General features: G+C 61.1%; 14 protein-coding genes. 1 reads left to right on the top strand and 13 read right to left on the bottom strand.

The annotated features are described in order from the left end of the window. Positions 1-36 precede the first annotated feature (36 nt). The 10 genes from K349_RS0106680 to K349_RS17910 form a co-directional block, all read right to left on the bottom strand. Positions 37-735: a hypothetical protein gene (locus K349_RS0106680; protein ID WP_026369046.1), complete on the bottom strand. Its 699-nt coding sequence runs from the start codon at positions 733-735 to the stop codon at positions 37-39. A 108-nt stretch (positions 736-843) separates the two neighbouring features. Then, entirely contained in the window at positions 844-1,701 is an 858-nt protein-coding gene (locus tag K349_RS0106675) for a hypothetical protein (protein WP_026369045.1), read from the bottom strand. A gap of 50 nt (positions 1,702-1,751) precedes the next feature. Continuing rightward, positions 1,752-3,203, bottom strand: coding sequence for a CsgG/HfaB family protein (locus tag K349_RS17930; protein ID WP_026369044.1), 1,452 nt, complete (start codon positions 3,201-3,203; stop codon positions 1,752-1,754). Between the two features lie 43 nt (positions 3,204-3,246). After that, positions 3,247-3,753, bottom strand: coding sequence for a hypothetical protein (locus K349_RS0106665; RefSeq protein ID WP_026369043.1), 507 nt, complete (start codon positions 3,751-3,753; stop codon positions 3,247-3,249). Positions 3,754-3,758: 5 nt separating this feature from the next. After that, positions 3,759-4,892 (bottom strand): hypothetical protein, encoded by a 1,134-nt coding sequence (locus tag K349_RS0106660; RefSeq protein ID WP_026369042.1) that lies wholly within the window; start codon positions 4,890-4,892, stop codon positions 3,759-3,761. Between the two features lie 68 nt (positions 4,893-4,960). Beyond that, positions 4,961-5,767, bottom strand: coding sequence for a hypothetical protein (locus K349_RS17925; RefSeq protein WP_026369041.1), 807 nt, complete (start codon positions 5,765-5,767; stop codon positions 4,961-4,963). A 277-nt stretch (positions 5,768-6,044) separates the two neighbouring features. Beyond that, complete coding sequence (locus K349_RS17920; RefSeq protein ID WP_026369040.1) at positions 6,045-8,201, bottom strand: HD-GYP domain-containing protein; 2,157 nt, start codon at positions 8,199-8,201, stop codon at positions 6,045-6,047. Further along, a complete protein-coding gene (locus K349_RS0106645; RefSeq protein WP_169731312.1) occupies positions 8,198-9,184 on the bottom strand; it encodes a type 1 periplasmic-binding domain-containing protein in 987 nt (328 codons plus the stop codon). The genes K349_RS17920 and K349_RS0106645 overlap by 4 nt, the downstream gene beginning before the upstream one ends. Before the next feature lie 127 nt (positions 9,185-9,311). After that, positions 9,312-9,956 (bottom strand): hypothetical protein, encoded by a 645-nt coding sequence (locus tag K349_RS17915; protein ID WP_026369038.1) that lies wholly within the window; start codon positions 9,954-9,956, stop codon positions 9,312-9,314. Between the two features lie 736 nt (positions 9,957-10,692). Next, positions 10,693-11,088: a DMT family transporter gene (locus K349_RS17910; RefSeq protein WP_026369036.1), complete on the bottom strand. Its 396-nt coding sequence runs from the start codon at positions 11,086-11,088 to the stop codon at positions 10,693-10,695. A gap of 424 nt (positions 11,089-11,512) precedes the next feature. On the opposite strand from K349_RS17910, the gene K349_RS0106625 reads away from it, so the two are divergent. Continuing rightward, entirely contained in the window at positions 11,513-13,588 is a 2,076-nt protein-coding gene (locus K349_RS0106625) for a heavy metal translocating P-type ATPase (protein ID WP_026369035.1), read from the top strand. Here K349_RS0106625 and K349_RS17905 read toward each other — a convergent pair. The 3 genes from K349_RS17905 to K349_RS0106610 all read right to left on the bottom strand — a co-directional run bounded on the left by K349_RS17905 (position 13,542) and on the right by K349_RS0106610 (position 17,174). Further along, complete coding sequence (locus K349_RS17905) at positions 13,542-16,274, bottom strand: bifunctional diguanylate cyclase/phosphodiesterase (RefSeq protein WP_026369034.1); 2,733 nt, start codon at positions 16,272-16,274, stop codon at positions 13,542-13,544. The two genes, K349_RS0106625 and K349_RS17905, sit on opposite strands and share 47 nt — an antisense overlap. Before the next feature lie 130 nt (positions 16,275-16,404). Continuing rightward, positions 16,405-16,527 (bottom strand): hypothetical protein, encoded by a 123-nt coding sequence (locus tag K349_RS19850; RefSeq protein ID WP_274703377.1) that lies wholly within the window; start codon positions 16,525-16,527, stop codon positions 16,405-16,407. Between the two features lie 215 nt (positions 16,528-16,742). After that, a complete protein-coding gene (locus tag K349_RS0106610) occupies positions 16,743-17,174 on the bottom strand; it encodes a hypothetical protein (RefSeq protein WP_026369033.1) in 432 nt (143 codons plus the stop codon). Positions 17,175-17,367: the final 193 nt, after the last annotated feature.

The raw sequence follows: 17,367 nt of genomic DNA, 5'->3' as shown, positions 1-17,367 counted from the left end.
GACACGACGTTCCGCCTCAGGCCGAGGCTTCTTCCTTTACCTGGGCTGATCCGTCCAACGGTGCTTCATGGCGTCGTAGACGAAGATCCGGTCCGCGGTGTAGATGCTCACCTTGTAGTCCTCGACGATGCAGGCCTGGGGACGGATGTCCCGCTTCTCCACCCACTGATGCACCGTCGTGTCGTACACGAAGGCGTCCGCCTCGTTCCAGCAGACTCCGAGATTGTCGCCGATGATGGCCTGTTTCGGATAGACATCGTTCAGGATCTTCCACTCCCGGAGAACGGGATCGAAGACCACGAACTCCTTGAGCGTCACCGCCGCTCCCATGCCCCGGGCGATAAGCGGCGTCGTGATCTGGTCCATCAGGAAATCGCTGACGACCCAGCGACGGTCCTTCGCGTCGAAGATGGCCACCCGCTTGGGCTCCCAGACCATGGCGTAGTTGTCCGAAAGCACCCCCGCCACGGCGCCGAATCCGGTAAGGGAGAGCCACTGGTGGGTGCGAATGTCGTAGATCCACGACGCGGTATCGTTCCAAGCGAGAGCCAGATAGTTGTGCGTCCGCCATCCCTTGGGCTGGAAATCGTTGAGGATGGACTGGGTATTCAGCGCCGGATCGTGAACCCGGACGGTCTGCTTGTCCACGAAGAGCTGCACCTCCGCCGCGGCACAAAAGGCCACGCCCAACACCACTGCCAGGGCAAGAAGAAAAAGAGCCGCCGTCTTGCGCATCGAGCCTCACTCCCTCGTCGTCGTCATCTGCCCGCCCAAAGGCGGAACCGGAAAACAAAATTCTCTCCGTATACCCAGGGAAAGACCTCGGGTGTAAGGGAAGAACGGTCACTGTGCCTGAAGCTGCACCGTGTTGCCCGAAATGCCCACCACCGTCGCGGGAATACCCTTTCGAGAAAGGGCGTCGCCAAGATCCTTGGCGCTGCTCATGTACAACACTTCTATCGTGGCATTGCCGCCGCCGAATCCGGTGATTTTGGCATCCTTGCAGCGGGGAAGCTGCTGACAGGCGCTGAGTACCTGATTCGCCACGTTGAAATTCCTCGCGTTCGCAATGGTCACGAAAAGCTTTTGCGCCGTGGAGGACACGGGTTCCTGGGGCGCTCCCGGTCCCGCTCCGGCAGCACCCTCACCGGCCATGACGTTCTTCGCCATGAGCCTCGCCGCGGCCATGAGGGCCTTCTGGGACGCCTCGTCCGGAGTCGCTCCCATGTCCTTCCCCGTCACCGTGTCGGCGAAAAGGTACTTGCCGTTCGTCGCCGAGTAGGCCTGCACCGCGATGGCCGCCGTTCCCGTGTAGAAGCCGAAGTCGTTCAGCACGGGAGTGTGCATGGAGGCCTTTCCGGAGAGAAAGATTCGTACACCGTACTGCTTGCCGAGGCTCAGGATGGCGTCCACGTTGCCGTCCAGGGCAAGCGCGGCGGCCTTGCTCCGGCGGATCTTGGCCAGCTGGTCCTCGTTCACCACGGGATAACCCGCCGCGACAAGTTCCTGTTTGACAATGGCCTCGGCGGTCCCCACGGCCGCCCCGGGATTGAGGATGTTCCCGGAGGTCTCGCTGATGAGAATCGCGATGGGCTTTCCCTTGGGAAGGGGTTCCGCACAAGCCGCGCAGGACATCCCCAAGAGCAGCACCACACCGAGAAGGCAGGCGATGCGCCACATACCGAATCGATGACCGTTCATGCGACGTCCTCCTTCATTCATTTCCGGAACCGACACGTCCGTCGCTCCGTCTACTTGCCGAACTTCGCCTTGTAGTCGATGGCGGGCTTGTAGTTCGGATTGACCGCGAGAGCCTTGTCGAGCCATTCGTTCATGAGCTTTTTATTGCCCATCTTGTGCGCCGCCCGGGCCGCCCAGTAGGCGTCCAGATAGTTTCCGGGATAGAGGTTCACCGCGTGCTCGAACATCTTGAACGCCTGGGAGAAGTTTCCCTTGGAATAGTTCGTGTATCCTCCGCGATGGGCTATTTTCAAAGAGTTCTTCTGGTTTGCGTCGATGGGATAGAGATCGATCACGTTCGATTCCTCCGACGTGTCCGCAATGCCTCCCGCCGAGGCGACCTGGGGGGGGGCTTGTGGCGCCGGAGTCGTCGGCGTGGACGGCGCCGTGGTCTGCGTTGGCTGTTCGGGCTGCGTGGTCTGGAGGGGGGCCTGGGAGGGCGCGCCTCCGGGGAGCGTGGCAGGGTCCGAAATGATACCCTTTCCGGAATCGCTCTTCAGGTCCGCCATCATTCGGCTGGAAATGCGCACGCTCTCCGGAGAATCATAGAGGAGCGCCACCTGATCGCCCCGTTGCAGCTCCGCCGCGCTTCCCTTGACCACCTCGCAGGCGGCGTACCGTGCCTGGACCTCTTTCACCTTGAGCACCGCGAGATTCATGCGTTCCATTCCGAGGATCTCGTTGTTCACTCCCAGAATGGGAGCCCCATCGGCGAAGACCACGAAAAGCTGCCCCAGCACGGTGTTGGCGTTCACGTTTCCCGCGTCGATGAGCACGTTGTTCGCCCCTCGCACGTCGATGACATTGTAGGAACTTACCGTCTGGGTCATCTGCAGGCGACTCTGGAGAGCCTGAACAACTTTCTGGATGCAGTTGTAGGTGGCGGCGGAGAGGATGCCTCCGTTTTCGGACTGGCCGAAGGTCACGCCCGAGAGCATGACACCCCCCATGGAACGGTCCGCCTCGCCCGAAGCACGGGTGGTCCACTCGATGCCCCCGGTCTCCACGTTGATGAGGCGCACGTCCAGTGTCACGTGGGCGGTGCTGCTTCCCACGGCGACGCCGCCGAAGCCGCCGATGGGGAGCGGGATGATGCCGCCGCTCTGCTTGAAGGAGAACTGGGTGATGGCGCCGGTGATGAGCTTCTCCACGCCGAGAAGACGCCCTACCTGCACCGCCGTGGACCCCTCCACGAGGCCGGACATGGCGAGGCGCTGTTCCTTGGCGATAGCCTCGATGCGCGACCGCTCGATCACCTGGATTCCCGGCGTTTTTGCGAGTTCCGTGATGAGCATGTCCGTGATGGCCCGCCGCACGGCGTCATTGACCTCGGACTCCGCTCCCGCGTTGTTCTCGAAATCGGAGACGGCAATCCGCATGGCCGCCTCGGCATTCGCCCCAAGCACGGCCAGGCACGGCAACAGAATCGCCAGGACGAGAACACCTTTCCACTTCTTCCTCATCAGTCCCCTTCACCTCCGCACAGCTCGCGGCCCCGGCAAGGAATCACTTGGCGCGGGCCTTCCAGATCACACATTCCTCGAGAAAACGCTGCAGGGGCAGTTCCACATCCACCCAGTAGCCCTGTTCGTCCTGCCCCTCCTGGTAGATATGCCCCATGACCACATGCCCCTCCACCGCGATGGAATCGATGCCCTGGGGAAGGCCGTAACGGAGTTCGTAGAGCAGATAGAGAAGCCTGCGCTGCGCGTCCGCCACGGCGTGTCGCCGGGCGAGAAGCCGTGCGTTGGGCTCCGTGCTCCATGGAACCGGCCCGCGCCCCTCCACGGCGACGACGCGGTTCGGCCAGTCCACGACGCCGAAGTGGAACTCCTGGACACCCTGCACGGCTCCGTTGTTGCGCCAGATACGCACGATATCGCCCTCGGAGAGAGGGGCGGCCTGTGCCGCTCCTCCCAGAACGAGAAGGAAAACCGCCACTCCGAGGACCTTTTTCGGCATCCTCGCGAAGATCGCCTCGTCCTTCCATTTTTTCTTTTCCGAAGTTTTCACGGCGCTCACTCCTTGGCTGTGGCCTCGATGGTATTCGCCGTCAACGAGGAAATTTCGAGACCGAGGGACTCCAGCACCACGGCGAGGTCTTCCGCGTTTCCCTCGGTGTTCACATCGAGCTCCAGTTTTCTGTTCGCGAAAGCCCGCTGGTACACGGCGGTGATTCCCTTCGCCTCTTCGAGACCCGCCTTCAGCGTGCGCGCTCCGGAGAAGCCGATGTCCGTGACGAGTACCTTGACGGTGCGCCCCGGCACGCCGCCGGCGCTACCGCTCACGAGGCTGTAGGCCACCTTGTGCACGAGGGATTTCGCCCCTGCCGCCGCGGCCTTCCGAAGTCCCTTGACCGCGCCATCCTGGGCGGAGGTTCCCCGTTCCTTGAACTCCGGAGTCTCCGTGCCCAGCACGTAGGCCGTCTGGGTGATGATGGCCTTGAGCTGAAGCTGACTCCGAACGCCGAAGACGGAAACCCCCTCCACCTTCTGCTTCGCGTAGGTGACTCCCTGGGCACGCCCGTAGATGATCACGTCCGCCTGAAAGGACCTGGCCAATTCCTGCAGCTTCGCCGTGTCCCCCGTCTCCTTGGCGAGATCGTACTCCCGGGCGTGCAACCCCTTGGCCGTCTGAGGATCCACGAGAAGATATCCCGCCTTCTCGAACACCGAAAGAACCTCCCCCTCCACGGTGGAGAGGAAGGGGTTCTCTCCGTCGATGCTCTCGTCCACCACGACCATCACCCGAGGATTGCCAAGGGCGTCGATCACCACGGGGCCGAGGACGCCGTCGAGCTTCACCGTCGAGACGGTGCAGCTCGCCCGAATGTGATAGACATTTTCCTCGTCCACCCATTCCCGGACGATCTTGAAGTCCGTCACGAGCCCCTGGGCCTTGGAGAAGACCTTGTCCTTCACCACCTCGAAATCCTTCATCTCCGTGATGCCTTCCACATAGGCGCCGATGCCCTTTTCGATGGCGTCCCGGTAGGCCTGTCGTTTGGCCTGTTCCTTCGCGTGCGCCTTGTCGCCGTTCACGATGAGGGCGGATCCCTCCGCGTCCACCACGATGTCCTTCTGGGGCTCCGCCGCCGTTGCGAAGGTGACTGGAGCCAAAAGCAGGAGTAACATCACCGGAAGGGACACCAAAAGCCTCAGACCTCCCGGGGGCCGCCTCGCCGCAATGTCGGTGGGCGATCCTTCCATCGGCGAACACATCACCGCTTCACCACCACCACACGACAGGGAATGCGATAGTCGTACCCGCCGGGGATCTTCGCGGCGTCGCTGTTGGAGATGACGATATCCACGTTGTTCGGGCCCACGAGGCTCTTCGCCTTGATCACCGTTGGCTTGTCCGTGACCCGGGGAACCCCCGTGGCGTAGTTCATGTTCGTCTGGTACTCGCAGAGCCCCGATGCGAGGAAACGTTCCCTGTCCACGAAATCGAGACTGTAGAGCACCTTTCCCTTTTCGTCCACTACCCGGAAGGTCATCGCCGGAATGAGGGGAAGATGGCGTACGTCGAGGACGAGCCCCGTGCTCTTGCCTTTCACCGGTGCGGGTTCCTTTTTGGGTGTGGGCTGCGTGGGGAGCGCGGGCGTTACGGCCTTGCGGAGATCCCCCAGGCGAATGCGTCCCACCACGGTGTAGATCTCTCCGTCCCAACTGGAATCGACCACCTCCACGTTCTTGATCGTGCCGTGGACCTCGGTCTTCACGTAATCGTTGGCCATGAAGTCCTGCATCGTCGTCTCGGCGTTGACCTTCACGCCCTGGACGAACTCCAGAAGGTTCCGCTGGAGATCCACGATGGCACCTCTTCTGGCAAGAAGCTTCCCCTGTCCCGTTCCCGACTTGTCCGATGGCGCCACAGCCTGCCCCGTGGCCTCCACGAAACCGTCGGTCCAGTTGATCTTGGCCTTGTCCGTCTGCTCGAGAACGGGAGCAAACTCCTCCGCCAGGGCCGCCGTCGCACACAAAACAACCGCACACAACATCACCGCCACCGCGATTCGTCTCATGCCCGCCACCTCTCCTCTGCTGAATGTGCGCTTTGATAGCGCTTTAATTATACCACATTCCGCCAACGCTCTCCCTTGACGAAAAACCTTTTTGCATCCCGCTCCAATGGGCCGGAAATGCGATTCCACTTCGTTTTCAGTGTATCGCGGTAGGCATAAAAAACGCAAGAGAGTCCCAGGACCCAGAGAAAACCCTCACGGAGGGGAGGTGTCGAAAAAACGGAGGCCTCCTCTCGCCGCCGAAGGCATTGGGAGAGGAGGAAGGCCTGCGAGGCCGTCAGGAAAGGCGGGAGTAGGCTTCGTAGATCTTGTCGAACTGGGCGTGATGCGCGCGGAACACCGCCATGATACGGGGATCGAAATCCGTGGGGCGGACTCGGTCGTCTCCCTCGGTGATGATGCGGCAGGCCGTCTCGTGAGAGAAGGGTTCCTTGTAACAGCGACGCGACCGAAGTGCGTCGTAGACATCCACGAATCCCACGATGCGAGCCACCATGGGAATCTCCTCTCCGGCAAGCCCTTCAGGATATCCCGAGCCGTCCCATTTCTCGTGATGATAGAGGCAAATGTCCCGCGCCATGTCAAGCCATCTCGATTCACCGAGAAGTTCCACTCCATAGAGGGTGTGACGTCGGACCTCGCGGAACTCCTCCTCGTCGAGACGGGCCGGCTTGGAGAGGATTTCGTGAGGAACCTTCATCTTTCCGATGTCATGGAGCATGCTGTACATGGCGAGATCCTCCAGAAGCTCCTCGTCCAGCCCCATGCGCTCTCCCAGGAAGAGCGAGAGGGCTCGGATGCGCTGGAGATGTTCTCCCGTCTCGTCGTGATAGGTGGCGGTGAGCCCCTGAAGCCGCAAAGCGAGGTAATGATAGGAGCGGCGGACCTCGTCCACCAGAAGGTGGGCGCGGAGAATGCCCCCCACGTGGGGGACGAAGAGAGCGATGACATTCTGCACCTTTCCCAGGACGGCTTCCCTCGGCCCCTCTTCGGCGAGGAAAAGCCCTCCGATATCCGCGCCGAGATAGGAAATGGGGAAAACATACCAGTGCCTTCCGTCTCCGTCGAAACCGTTCGCCCGAGTACCCTTGGAAGTGTCCCCCCCGCTCGGCCGGACAAGGGTCTTGACATCGGCGCTCTTCAGGTATTGCAGCAATTCCTCCTCGGCCTCCGGATCGCCTTCATAGGAGACGAGCGTCGGGTTCTCATCCCGAAGAAGGACCATGCCCCCGCACCGGGCGCCTCCGAAGGCCGTGAAAGAGGACAGAAGCTGTGTCGCTGCCTCCTTCGTGGAGCGAGCCTCCACCGCGGTCTGAGAGAAGAGGGCCAGCTCCTCCAGTTGTTCCAGTGCTCCCTTCAGGTCCCGGTTTACATCCTCCAGTTCGGACTGCATGGCTGTGGTCTCCTGGTAGAGCGCAGCCAGCTCCTCCGCCTGGCTTCCGATTTCCTCGATGAGACCGCGGAAAGCCTCCAGGAGCTTCCGTGTTTCGTCGAAGACCATTCCGGCCCCGGGCAACTGCCATTCCCGCTGCACCACATCCAGCGCCCGAAGGGGGTCCGGCGCGAGGCGCACGCTTTCCTGGAGGGTCGCGAGGGAGACCGCCATCCTCTCGAACTCCACGGAGACTTTTCGGAAGGCTCTCGTGACGGGAAGCAGCAACGCGAGGGCAACGAGCAGAAAGGCCCCACCGACGAGCACGCCCTGTTTCAGCGCCAACGCGTAGACCCGATCCATCCAGAGTCCCGTCACGAGGCGCAGGCCGTGCGGAAGGGGCCAGGCCGTCGCCTGCACGGAAAGCGTTCCCACCGACTCCCGCACTGTGCCGTTTCTGGAGCCGAAACTTTTTGGAACAAGTCCCCCGGCGGGAAACAGTTCTCTGCCGTTCCAGGCCACGAAGGTCTCGCCTCCGCCGCCGGCAAGGACTCCGAAACAGTGCTCCGAGAATCCCGGATCCAGTGTCGCCAGCAATTGCTCGGGAAGGAAGCCCGCGAGAAGCCGCTCCTCGCCCCGGGAAATCGCGAAGGTCAGCATGGAGCGGTCGCTCTCCCAGAGAAGGGACGTGAGATTCCATTGAGGAAAGAGGAGTTTCCAGGGCAATTTCGCGCCTTCGATGCCTGGTCCGCGGAGAACGGAGAGGATTTCTCCGTCGGGGGTGCATCGGGCGAGAAACGCGACATAGGGAGGCAAAAGCCTTTGCAGGGCCTGGAGTTCTCCGTTGTTCCCGTTCCGAAGCCCAACCAGAAGCCCCACCTGGGCCTCGAAAAGGATGGACAGCTCCCTCCGAAGCCGCTGTGCATCCCGGGCAAGCTCCTCTTCTCCGCTTTTCACCGCGGCGGCAAAGGCAATCCACAGGGCGAGCAGGGAAAATGCGGTGACGACGAAGAGGGAAAAACCCGCCACCTGTCTCCGGTACCGCACAAGGGAGGAGTTCATGGCACCGAGACCCTCTGAAGCCTCTCACCGTCCCACCGGAAAAAATAGGGGTGCGTGTGGGCATCTCCGTATCGGTCCATGATCACGTCGCCTCCAGGCCCCTCGATGTGGCGTGACATGGCAAGGGACTCCCGGAAGGACGTCGCGTTCCCCCGTCTCACGTCCTCGGCGGCGAGCCGAAACAGTTCCAGGGCAAGAAACGTGCGGTCCACCGTAAAGGTCACGTCCGCGGCATATTCCTCCCGCCAGGCGGCGATGAAGGGGTGTGTCTCGGAGATCGCCAACGGCGAGAAGGCGGTGCTGAAAAGAAACGGTTTGCCGAGAAGGGGATACTCCTGGGGGCCGAGCCCCGTGATGGACCAAAGGGAGAGGAAGAGTTCCGCCCGGGGCCAGAGCTTCGTCGCGCGCTGGGAGGCCCAGATGGAGAAAGACGTCGGCCCCACCACCAAAATACCGTCGGGATCGAGCGCGGCCAAAGCGTCGTCGGCTCGCTGGATTTCGGAGAGCAGAAATGGACCGAGCATGCGGGGTGAACCTTTCACGTAAATATCACGAATAAAGGCCAACACATAGGGAGCGTTGTCCGACGCGGCTACCACCGCAAGAGTTCCGATGTTCCGAAAACGGAAGAATCTACTGTAGGCGCTGGAGTCGGCCCGAGTGCTCGGCTGAACGCGGAAAAACCAGTCGTCCTTTCCCGCGAGCATGGAGGTTGAAGCCGAAACGGCGATGAGAGGAATTTTCAGACGTTCCGCCGCGGAGGCGGCATCCAGCCCTGTGTCGGAAGTCGTGAAGCCGAGCACCACCTCGGCACCCCGACGTTGCAGCTCCAACAACGCCGCCACGGGGCTCCGGAAATAGGAAGCCACTTCGAGACGGATCTTGGGCTCGCGAAAACGGTTGTGCCACTCCACATAGGTCCTCGCCGCAGCGAACATCATCCCCTCCGTGACCCGTTTGCCCGGAGCGATGCAGTACGCCACGCCCAAAACCACGGGGCGTGGTCGGAAAGAAGACCAGAGAGTCGCTCCTCCGAAAAGGACGAGGCAAAATGCTATGGCAACGAGAAGCCCCTTTCGGTTCCGAATGACGGTCAGCTCCTTTGTTGATCTACGCGACGAGATCGAGGGAAGAAACGTCGTTTTCCCCGACGGAGGGATTTTTCCGGGGAGTTTCAGACGCGGTGACGGTCGTTGTGGTCCCTCCCGAGACATAGACACGGCCGCACTCGGGGCAGACGGACGTGTGAATGCGCACGGACTGGGAGATCACCCTTCGCCCTTCCCGGTTCGCCCGGGCCTGTTCGTTGTGCACGTGTTCTCCTTCGTGAGCCGGCACGGCAGCAGCAGCCGCCTGTGGCGTCAGTTTGGTGGGAGCCTGAAAGGAAACGGAGGGATCGTCCGAGTCATCCTGGTAACGCCGATTCTCGCAGGTTTCGCAGGGCTCGAGACCGAGGCGCTTCTTGGCGCGTTCCTCCGCGAGCGCCTTCAGGCCGTCCGCCCGCACGGGCATCGCACCACCCTCGCTCCCTTTTTGGGGTCCGGAAAGAGAAAGAGGAAGGGCCGCCTTCGCTTCCCGCGAAGACGGTTCTCCATCGGAGGCAGGCGATGTTTCCGATGCCGCGGAAACTCCCGCTGCGGAAGCCCGAGCGGTCAGCTCCGGCTCCTCCGGTGCACGGCTCCGCCCTGCGCGGAGATCCCCTGGAAACGCACCTTCGTTCACCATCCACGGAGACGATGCGGCTTCAACTCTCACGGCACACCTCCTCCTCGCTCTCAAGGAAAGAGTGCTCACGGAAAAACTTTCGGAATCTCTGAATAAGGCTACGTCAGCCCCGCAAGGCGCCTCGCAGAGCCTGATGCGACCCGAGTCAAGGGAAAGCGAAAGGTCTTTATTCAGAGGTTCCTTTCGGTTGAAAGGCAAAACTTAACCGGACCATCCCATCCGAGGTAAGGCTACCTACCCTACTCTACTCTTTGCCTAACCATACATAGACCGACCGGTTTTTGTCAATCCGAGGAGTGATTTCCGGGCTCGAATTGTCACGTCAAACGCAACGGAGGTGGAGCCAGCACCCGATAGCCCTCCGCCGGCGTGCGCCATCCGAGGCACTTTCGTGGCCTGTTGTCGAGGAGCGATACGTACTGATCCAACTCCTTCCGGCTCACGCTCCGGAAGTCCTTTCCTTTGGGCAGGAACTCCCTGAGGAGGCCGTCGGAATTCGCTGATGCCCGCCGCCAAGGCGCAAGGCTATCCGCACACATTAAAATATGGAATCTCTGAATAAGGCTGCGTCAGCCCCGCAGGGCGCCTCGCAGAGACTGATGCGACTCGAGGTCAAGGGAAAGCGAAAGGCCTTTATTCAGGGCTTCCTTAATTAAAAAAAAGAGCAAAAAGAAGAACCATCGGAACAACGCGACGCCGCGGCCCCATCCGCAACCCTCCGCACCGAAACATGGCTCTTCAGAAGTCACACCGCTCCTTCCCCCTCCTAGCCGCTCCGGGAGACCAGGGCGATGCCGAAGGCGATGGTTCCCATGCCCAAAACCCGGAGAAACGTCACCGGTTCTCCCAGAAAACAGACCCCTACGACGAGAACGATGAAGGAAACGCCGCCGAACATGACCGGATAGGCAAGGGAAAGGTCCATCCGGGAGAGGACGGCGCTGTAGAGCACGAAGGCTCCTCCGAAGAACATGAAGCCCAGCAGGACCGCGGGAGAGAGGAGAATCGCCGTCAGGGTGGAAACGACGCCTCCCTCCACCGACGCGGATTTGTCGGCCATGCCGAGCTTCATGCTCACGTTCGCCACGGCATTCGCCAGAACCGTGAGCAGAAGCAGCATCGCTCCGGATCCCTTCCGAAACCTTCCTTCCCGTTCCGTCACCGAATCTCCTCCCTTCGCCCTCCGCGTCCTTCCACATCACGGAGAGGCGCGAAATGCGACGCGCCGTCGCAAAAAACTCTTCGCGCATTATACCTCAGGAACGTTCCGGACACCCCACTCGATTGCCGTCTCCGTACTCGGGGAGAACGCGCCGCGCAAAGACCGTCCTCCGGAAATCCACCCCCCGGGGCGGCGTCCGACACAACGGATGTTCTGTCCGGAAATGGCGCCGCACATCACGATCTTTTGCTTTCAAACCCTTTCGGGGCGCTCTCTCTGGCGCGAAAAGGAAAGTTAGGGTATCATAACTTCAGGACAATCTCGAAAGAGTGCGGCGAAAGAGGTCCGTTTCGGTGTCTTTGCCGCCTCTTTCCTGCCGACGCTCCGGAAAAGAACGACGGCACACGACTGAGAGGTGCTCTTCATGACACGACACGCCTACTGCCCCTTCTGCGCTCTCGAACGCATGACCTTCGGCCTTCGGGAACGGAACACGCACCGCCACGACCACACCACCCACAGCCATGGCCGCACGTCTCACGGCCACGACGAAGGGCACGGTTCTTCCCATGCCTCCGAACACGCCGAAAGCGGAGGGTGCGCTTCCTGCTCCTGTTCGAGTTCCGACAGCGAGGGCACATCCCGGAGCGAACTCCTCATCCTCTCCGGAGCGGCTCTCCTTTTCACGGGAGGACTTCTCCTCGACGCCTTCTTTCCGGCCTGGACCTCCCTCGCCGCGGGACTGCTTTCCGCGGCCTATCTCCTCTGCGGCTGGAACGTGCTTCACACCGCGGTGGACAGCATCGCCAGAGGACATCTCTTCAGCGAATTCACCCTCATGTCCCTGGCCACGGTAGCGGCCATCGCCCTCTCCGAACTTCCCGAGGCGGCGGGGGTCATGCTGTTCTACCGCGTGGGCGAGTTCCTTCAGGAGCGGGCCGTGTCGCGGTCACGCCGTTCCATCTCCGCCCTGCTCGCCACCAAGCCCGACACGGCATCGCTCGTCTCGGGGAACGCGGTGCGCGTGGTCGCTCCCGAAGAGGTGCTCCCCGGAGACGTGCTTCTGGTGAAACCCGGCGAGAAGATTCCTCTCGACGGCATCGTCCTCTCGGGAAATTCCCGGGTGGATCAGTCCCCCCTCACGGGGGAGCCCGTTCCCGTGAATATCGGCGAGGGAAGCACCGTCTTCGGCGGAACGGTCAATCTTGCGGAGAGCATCACCCTGCGGGTGACGGCCCCTTTCCGGGAGACCACCATCGCCCGCATCCTCGCCATGGTGGAGACCGCCCAGGAACGTAAATCTCCCACGGAGCGCTTTTTCACTCGCTTCGCCCGATGGTACACTCCCGCCGTGGTCATCGCCGCCGCAGTTGTCGCCGCCGTTCCGCCACTCCTCGGCCTGGGAAGTTTCGCCTTCTGGGGCTACCGGGGCCTCGTCCTCCTGGTCATCTCCTGTCCCTGCGCCCTGCTCATCAGCATTCCCCTCGGCTACTTCGGCGGCATCGGCGCCGCCTCCCGAAGCGGAATTCTCGTCAAGGGTGGCCAAGTTCTGGACACTCTCGCGGCGGTGACCACCGTGGCCTTTGACAAGACAGGCACGCTCACGAAGGGTGTCTTCACACCGACCCGCCTCGTCCCGTCTCCGGGAACGACCGAGGCGGAACTGGCACAGGGAGCTGCTCTGGCCGAAGAGGGGTCCAACCATCCCATCGCCCGCTCCATTCTCGCGGCCTATCCTCTTGGAGAAAACGTTCCTCTCTTCGACCATTTCGAGGAGATTCCAGGGCGGGGCGTGCGCGCTCTCCGTGGAACGGAGGTGTTCCTCGCGGGAAACGCCGCTCTTCTGGAAGAGGCGGGATTCGCCCCCACTCCAGTGTCCGAGAGCGGAACGGCAGTGCACGTGGTTCGGAACGGACGTTACCTCGGCTATCTGATTCTCTCGGACGTGACGAGGGAGGACGCCCCGGAGGCGGTGTCGCACCTGAAGAACATGGGCATCCGCACACTGCTCCTCTCCGGCGACGGGGAGGAGGCGACCCGGCGTGCCGCGGAGGAACTCGGTCTCGCGGAATACCGCTCCTGCCTGCTTCCCCAGGAAAAGGTGACCGCCCTGGCATCCGCGAAAGAACACGACGGCGACAAGGCGGTGGTAGCCTTTGTGGGTGACGGTCTCAACGATGCACCCGCTCTCGCCGGAGCGGACGTGGGAATGGCCATGGGCGGCCTGGGCGCCGCCGCGTCCGTGGAGGCGGCGGATGTGATTCTTCTGGAGGATCGCCCTTCCCGGGTTGCCGAGGCGGTGCGCATCGCCCGCCGCACCCGGAGGATCGTCCGGGAGAACATCTTCCTCGCCATCGGCGCCAAGGGATTGTTTCTCGCCTTGGGCGTGTCGGGCATGGCTGGATTGTGGGAAGCGGTCTTCGCCGATGTCGGGGTGGCTCTTCTGGCTGTGCTCAACTCTCTTCGGGTGATGCGCCGGGAGACGACAACACCTTTGTGAGCAACCGGGAAATGTCCTCCGCTCCCAGCGGTTTGGAGAAGAAATATCCCTGGCCCTTCGGGCATCCGAGGGCCTGAAGGATTTCCTTTTGCCGCGCCGTCTCGATTCCTTCCGCGACCACATCGAGACCGAGGCTTTTCGCGAGGGCGAGAACAGTGTGCACAATCCCGGACTCGGGACTTCCCTTGTCGAGCCCTTCCACGAAGGTCCTGTCTATTTTGATGCAATGCAACGGAAGAAGATGGAGATACTTGAGTGAGGAGTAGCCCGTTCCAAAGTCGTCCACGGCAATGGACATCCCCATGTCCGCGAGCCGTCGCAGAACACCCACGCTCCGCTCCACATCCAAGAGGACCATGCTCTCCGTGATCTCCAGGCAGAGATTCTGCGGAAAAATGTTCGTCTCCTCGAGAATCGCCTCCATATTTTCCAGGAACCCCCGATGCAGAAGCTGTCTGACGGAGATGTTCACATGGACGACAAGAACATCGCTTCCTGGCACCCGATCGTACCACGTGCGCAGCATCCGGCAGGAACCCCGGAGAACCCACTCGCCGAGAGGGACAATGAGTCCCGCGTCCTCGGCGGCGGTGATGAACGCACCGGGAGGGACAAGACCCCATTCGGGATGCTGCCAGCGCACCAGGGCCTCCAAACCCATAATGCGACCGTCCGCAAGAGAGAAGATCGGTTGGTATTGGAGAAAGAACTCCTCTCGTGCCAGAGCGAGGCGAAGATCGTTCTCCACACGAAGCGCCGCGAGGGCACTCTCGTATTTCTGCTTATCGAAGATGGCGAGCTGCCCCATTCCCATCCGCTTGGCCTGAAACAGGGCCAGTTCCGCGTCCTGGAGAACCCGCTCCGACGTGGAGTATTCCTTCATGGCAAGCACCATGCCGATGCTCACGCTCGGAAAGAGAGTTTGCCCCTTCAGCACGAGAGGAATCGTGGCGCCGCGGAGGAGGGTCTCCGCGACGCGGAGACTCTCCTCCGCGGAATCTCTTCTTTCCAGCAGGACGCCGAACTCGTTTCCTCCAAGACGCGCAAGAGTATCCCCTCTGCGGAGAAAACTCCGGAAACGCACCCCCATCTCCACAAGAAAGCGATCTCCCATGGCATGACCCAACGTTTCGTTGATCGCACGAAAACGATCCACATCCAGCACGAGGACGGAGAAAAAGGCCGTTTCATTCCGGGAACGGAGAAGCGTCTGGGAAAGACGATCCAGGAAAAGAACACGATTCGGAAGTCCCGTAAGCGCATCGTAGAAAGCAAGAAAGGACAGACGATCCTCAAGATTCTTCTTCTCCGAGAGGTCTCGGATAACGGACAGGAACAGATCGCGCCCTCCCATGACGACGCGACGCGTATGGATTTCCGCGGGAAAAAGCGCTCTGTCCCGCGCCCGCAGGGTCACCTCGCGCATGCCTTCCCACACGGGGGGGAAACGATCCGAACCCTCTTCGACGACATCGCACTCCCCGGAGGAAGCCGGAGGCTCCGCGGAACACTCCTTCGCGTCGTCGCCCTCCGTTCGCCACACAAAACCCAATCTCTCGCGGGCCTTCGTATTCGCCGATATCACTCTACCGGAGACATCGGTCACCACAAGGAGATCCGGCAGGTTTTCCAGAAGAATTTCAAAGGATTCGAGCATTTCGTTGATGCGTACCGACAGCATATGCACCTCGTCGCTCTCCTCCTCCGAAAGGGACACACGACGGGAAAGATCGTTTCCCTTTCCGATGCTTTCCACTTCGGTGATGAGCCTGATGATCCGCGCAAGAACATTCTTTTCGAGAAAAAGGACCATCCCGAAGAGAGAGAGGAAAGTGACGAGAACGGCAAAAAGGAGGAAACGACGCACCACCGCGGTTCCGAACAACGCCACTCCGGGGCGCAACTCGGCCCGGACGATCAGGGCAGGCACGCCGTTCATGTCGGAAACGCCCAGAAAAGCGAAGATCGCGTCGTCGGACCGCCTCTCCAGAAGCACCGGAAAGGCTGCGTTCCAGTCAATGTCCTCCGCTGCCTTGCGAAACTCCTCGGAAAGGGCCGGATCGCCCACGGTGCCGAAAGTGAGGGGGATCTCGAGCGTCTCGGAGATGCGCGCCATCTCTTTCGCGGAGAAACGGCGCCCCACGATTAGCGCGCCTCTCGGCAAACCCGAAAAATCACTGGGCAAAATCGGCTCCATCGCCAGGGCAAAAACGCCCGCCTCCGTGAGAAGAATTCCTGCCGCGCCGTTTCCGATCCCGGAAGAACGCATGAAGGATGTGCGGATTTTCTCCACCGCCCCCTCCTGGAGAGAGATCTCTTCGCCGGAGAGAAAATCGTAGGTCTTCTCGTAGAAGAGGCACCATTTGCTGTCGAAGAAGAGCATGGTATCGACACCGAGGTTCTCGAAGGTCTCAGCATTGAGGTTCGCCTCCACATATCTCGGCGACTCGCCGCCGAGAAAGCCGAAGGTGTCGTCCCACGGAGCCCAGTCGCGGGCAACGACCTCCATGCTGTGCACAACTCGATGTATCTGGCGCTCGAGACGCCTCACCTCAAGGTACGCGCTGCGGTTCTCGAGGTCCATAAATCCCTCGTAGATGACCGTCTTCGTGCCGATCAACAGAGACAAGGTGAGCAAGAGAAAGGCGACTCCAAGAACGATCATCGTCTTCAGGCGGATCGACATCACAAGACCTCCTCAACGACAACGCACGCTTTCAGGAATAAGAAATCTCTGAATAAGGCTGCGTCAGCCCCGCGGGGCACCTCGCAGAGCCTGATGCGACCCGAGTCAAGGGAAAGCGAAAGGTCTTTATTCAGGGCTTCCTTAAGGAATCTCTGAATAAGGCTGCGTCAGCCCCGCGGGGCACCTCGCAGAGCCTGATGCGATCCGAGTCAAAGGAAAGCGAAAGGTCTTTATTCAGGGCTTCCTTAAGCATACCACAGCCCCTCCTCTCGTAAGTGTTTCGACACGGCAGACGGCAATATTTCACGGAAAGCACACGACGAGCGGCGTTTCCCTTATTTTTCTGGGAAAAGCATCGAGAGGGGAAGGAGCGGCGGCGTGAGATGATGATCACGCCGCCGCTCCTTCCCCTCTCGGGCTCTTCTTTCACTCGCTACGAGAAAGGCTCGTAGCGAAATCCGCATTCCGTCAGTTCTTCACATCTCCCGAGACCGTGCGAAACTTCACCATCTGGTCGAAGCGCCACCGGGCAAGCTCGCCGTGGAGCGTGAGCATCTTCTCGTGCAACTCTCGAGCCTTGTCAAAATCCGGCTTCTCCTCCAGAAGAACGAGCCGCATCTGCATGTACAGCTTCTGCACCTCCGTCATCTTGGCACGGACATCCTCGGGAAGTTGTGCCATCCGAGGCGCCCTGCCCCGGAGTGCCTTCTGCCCACAGACGCCCTCCGCATCACCCGCGCCCATCATCATGGGGCCGAATCCGCCGCTCATACCGAGCATGGGGCATCCGTCCATACAACCCATCCATCCGCTCCGCATACCCATGCCACCCCAGGCAAAGGCCGCTCCACCCACCGCAAGCACCGCTACAACCGCTACGACCACGCTCATTTTCCTCATTGTGCAACACCTCCGTGAAAAGTTCGCTGCTTTCTACGGAGTGAAGTCTACCGAATTCGAAAAAACTCTTCCTCGTCCGAACATCCACATCGAAACCCCGCCGAACGGCGGAGTTTGTCCCGCAAGCAGCGCATGACGAGAGGCAGCACTCCGTTTCGGGGAATCTTCAAACCCGACCGAAGGAACGCACATG

This window comes from Aminiphilus circumscriptus DSM 16581, from assembly GCF_000526375.1.
In the GTDB taxonomy this organism is placed as follows: domain Bacteria; phylum Synergistota; class Synergistia; order Synergistales; family Aminiphilaceae; genus Aminiphilus; species Aminiphilus circumscriptus.
Note: the sequence above shows the minus strand (reverse complement) of the source record. Positions and strands in the feature narration are given on the sequence as shown.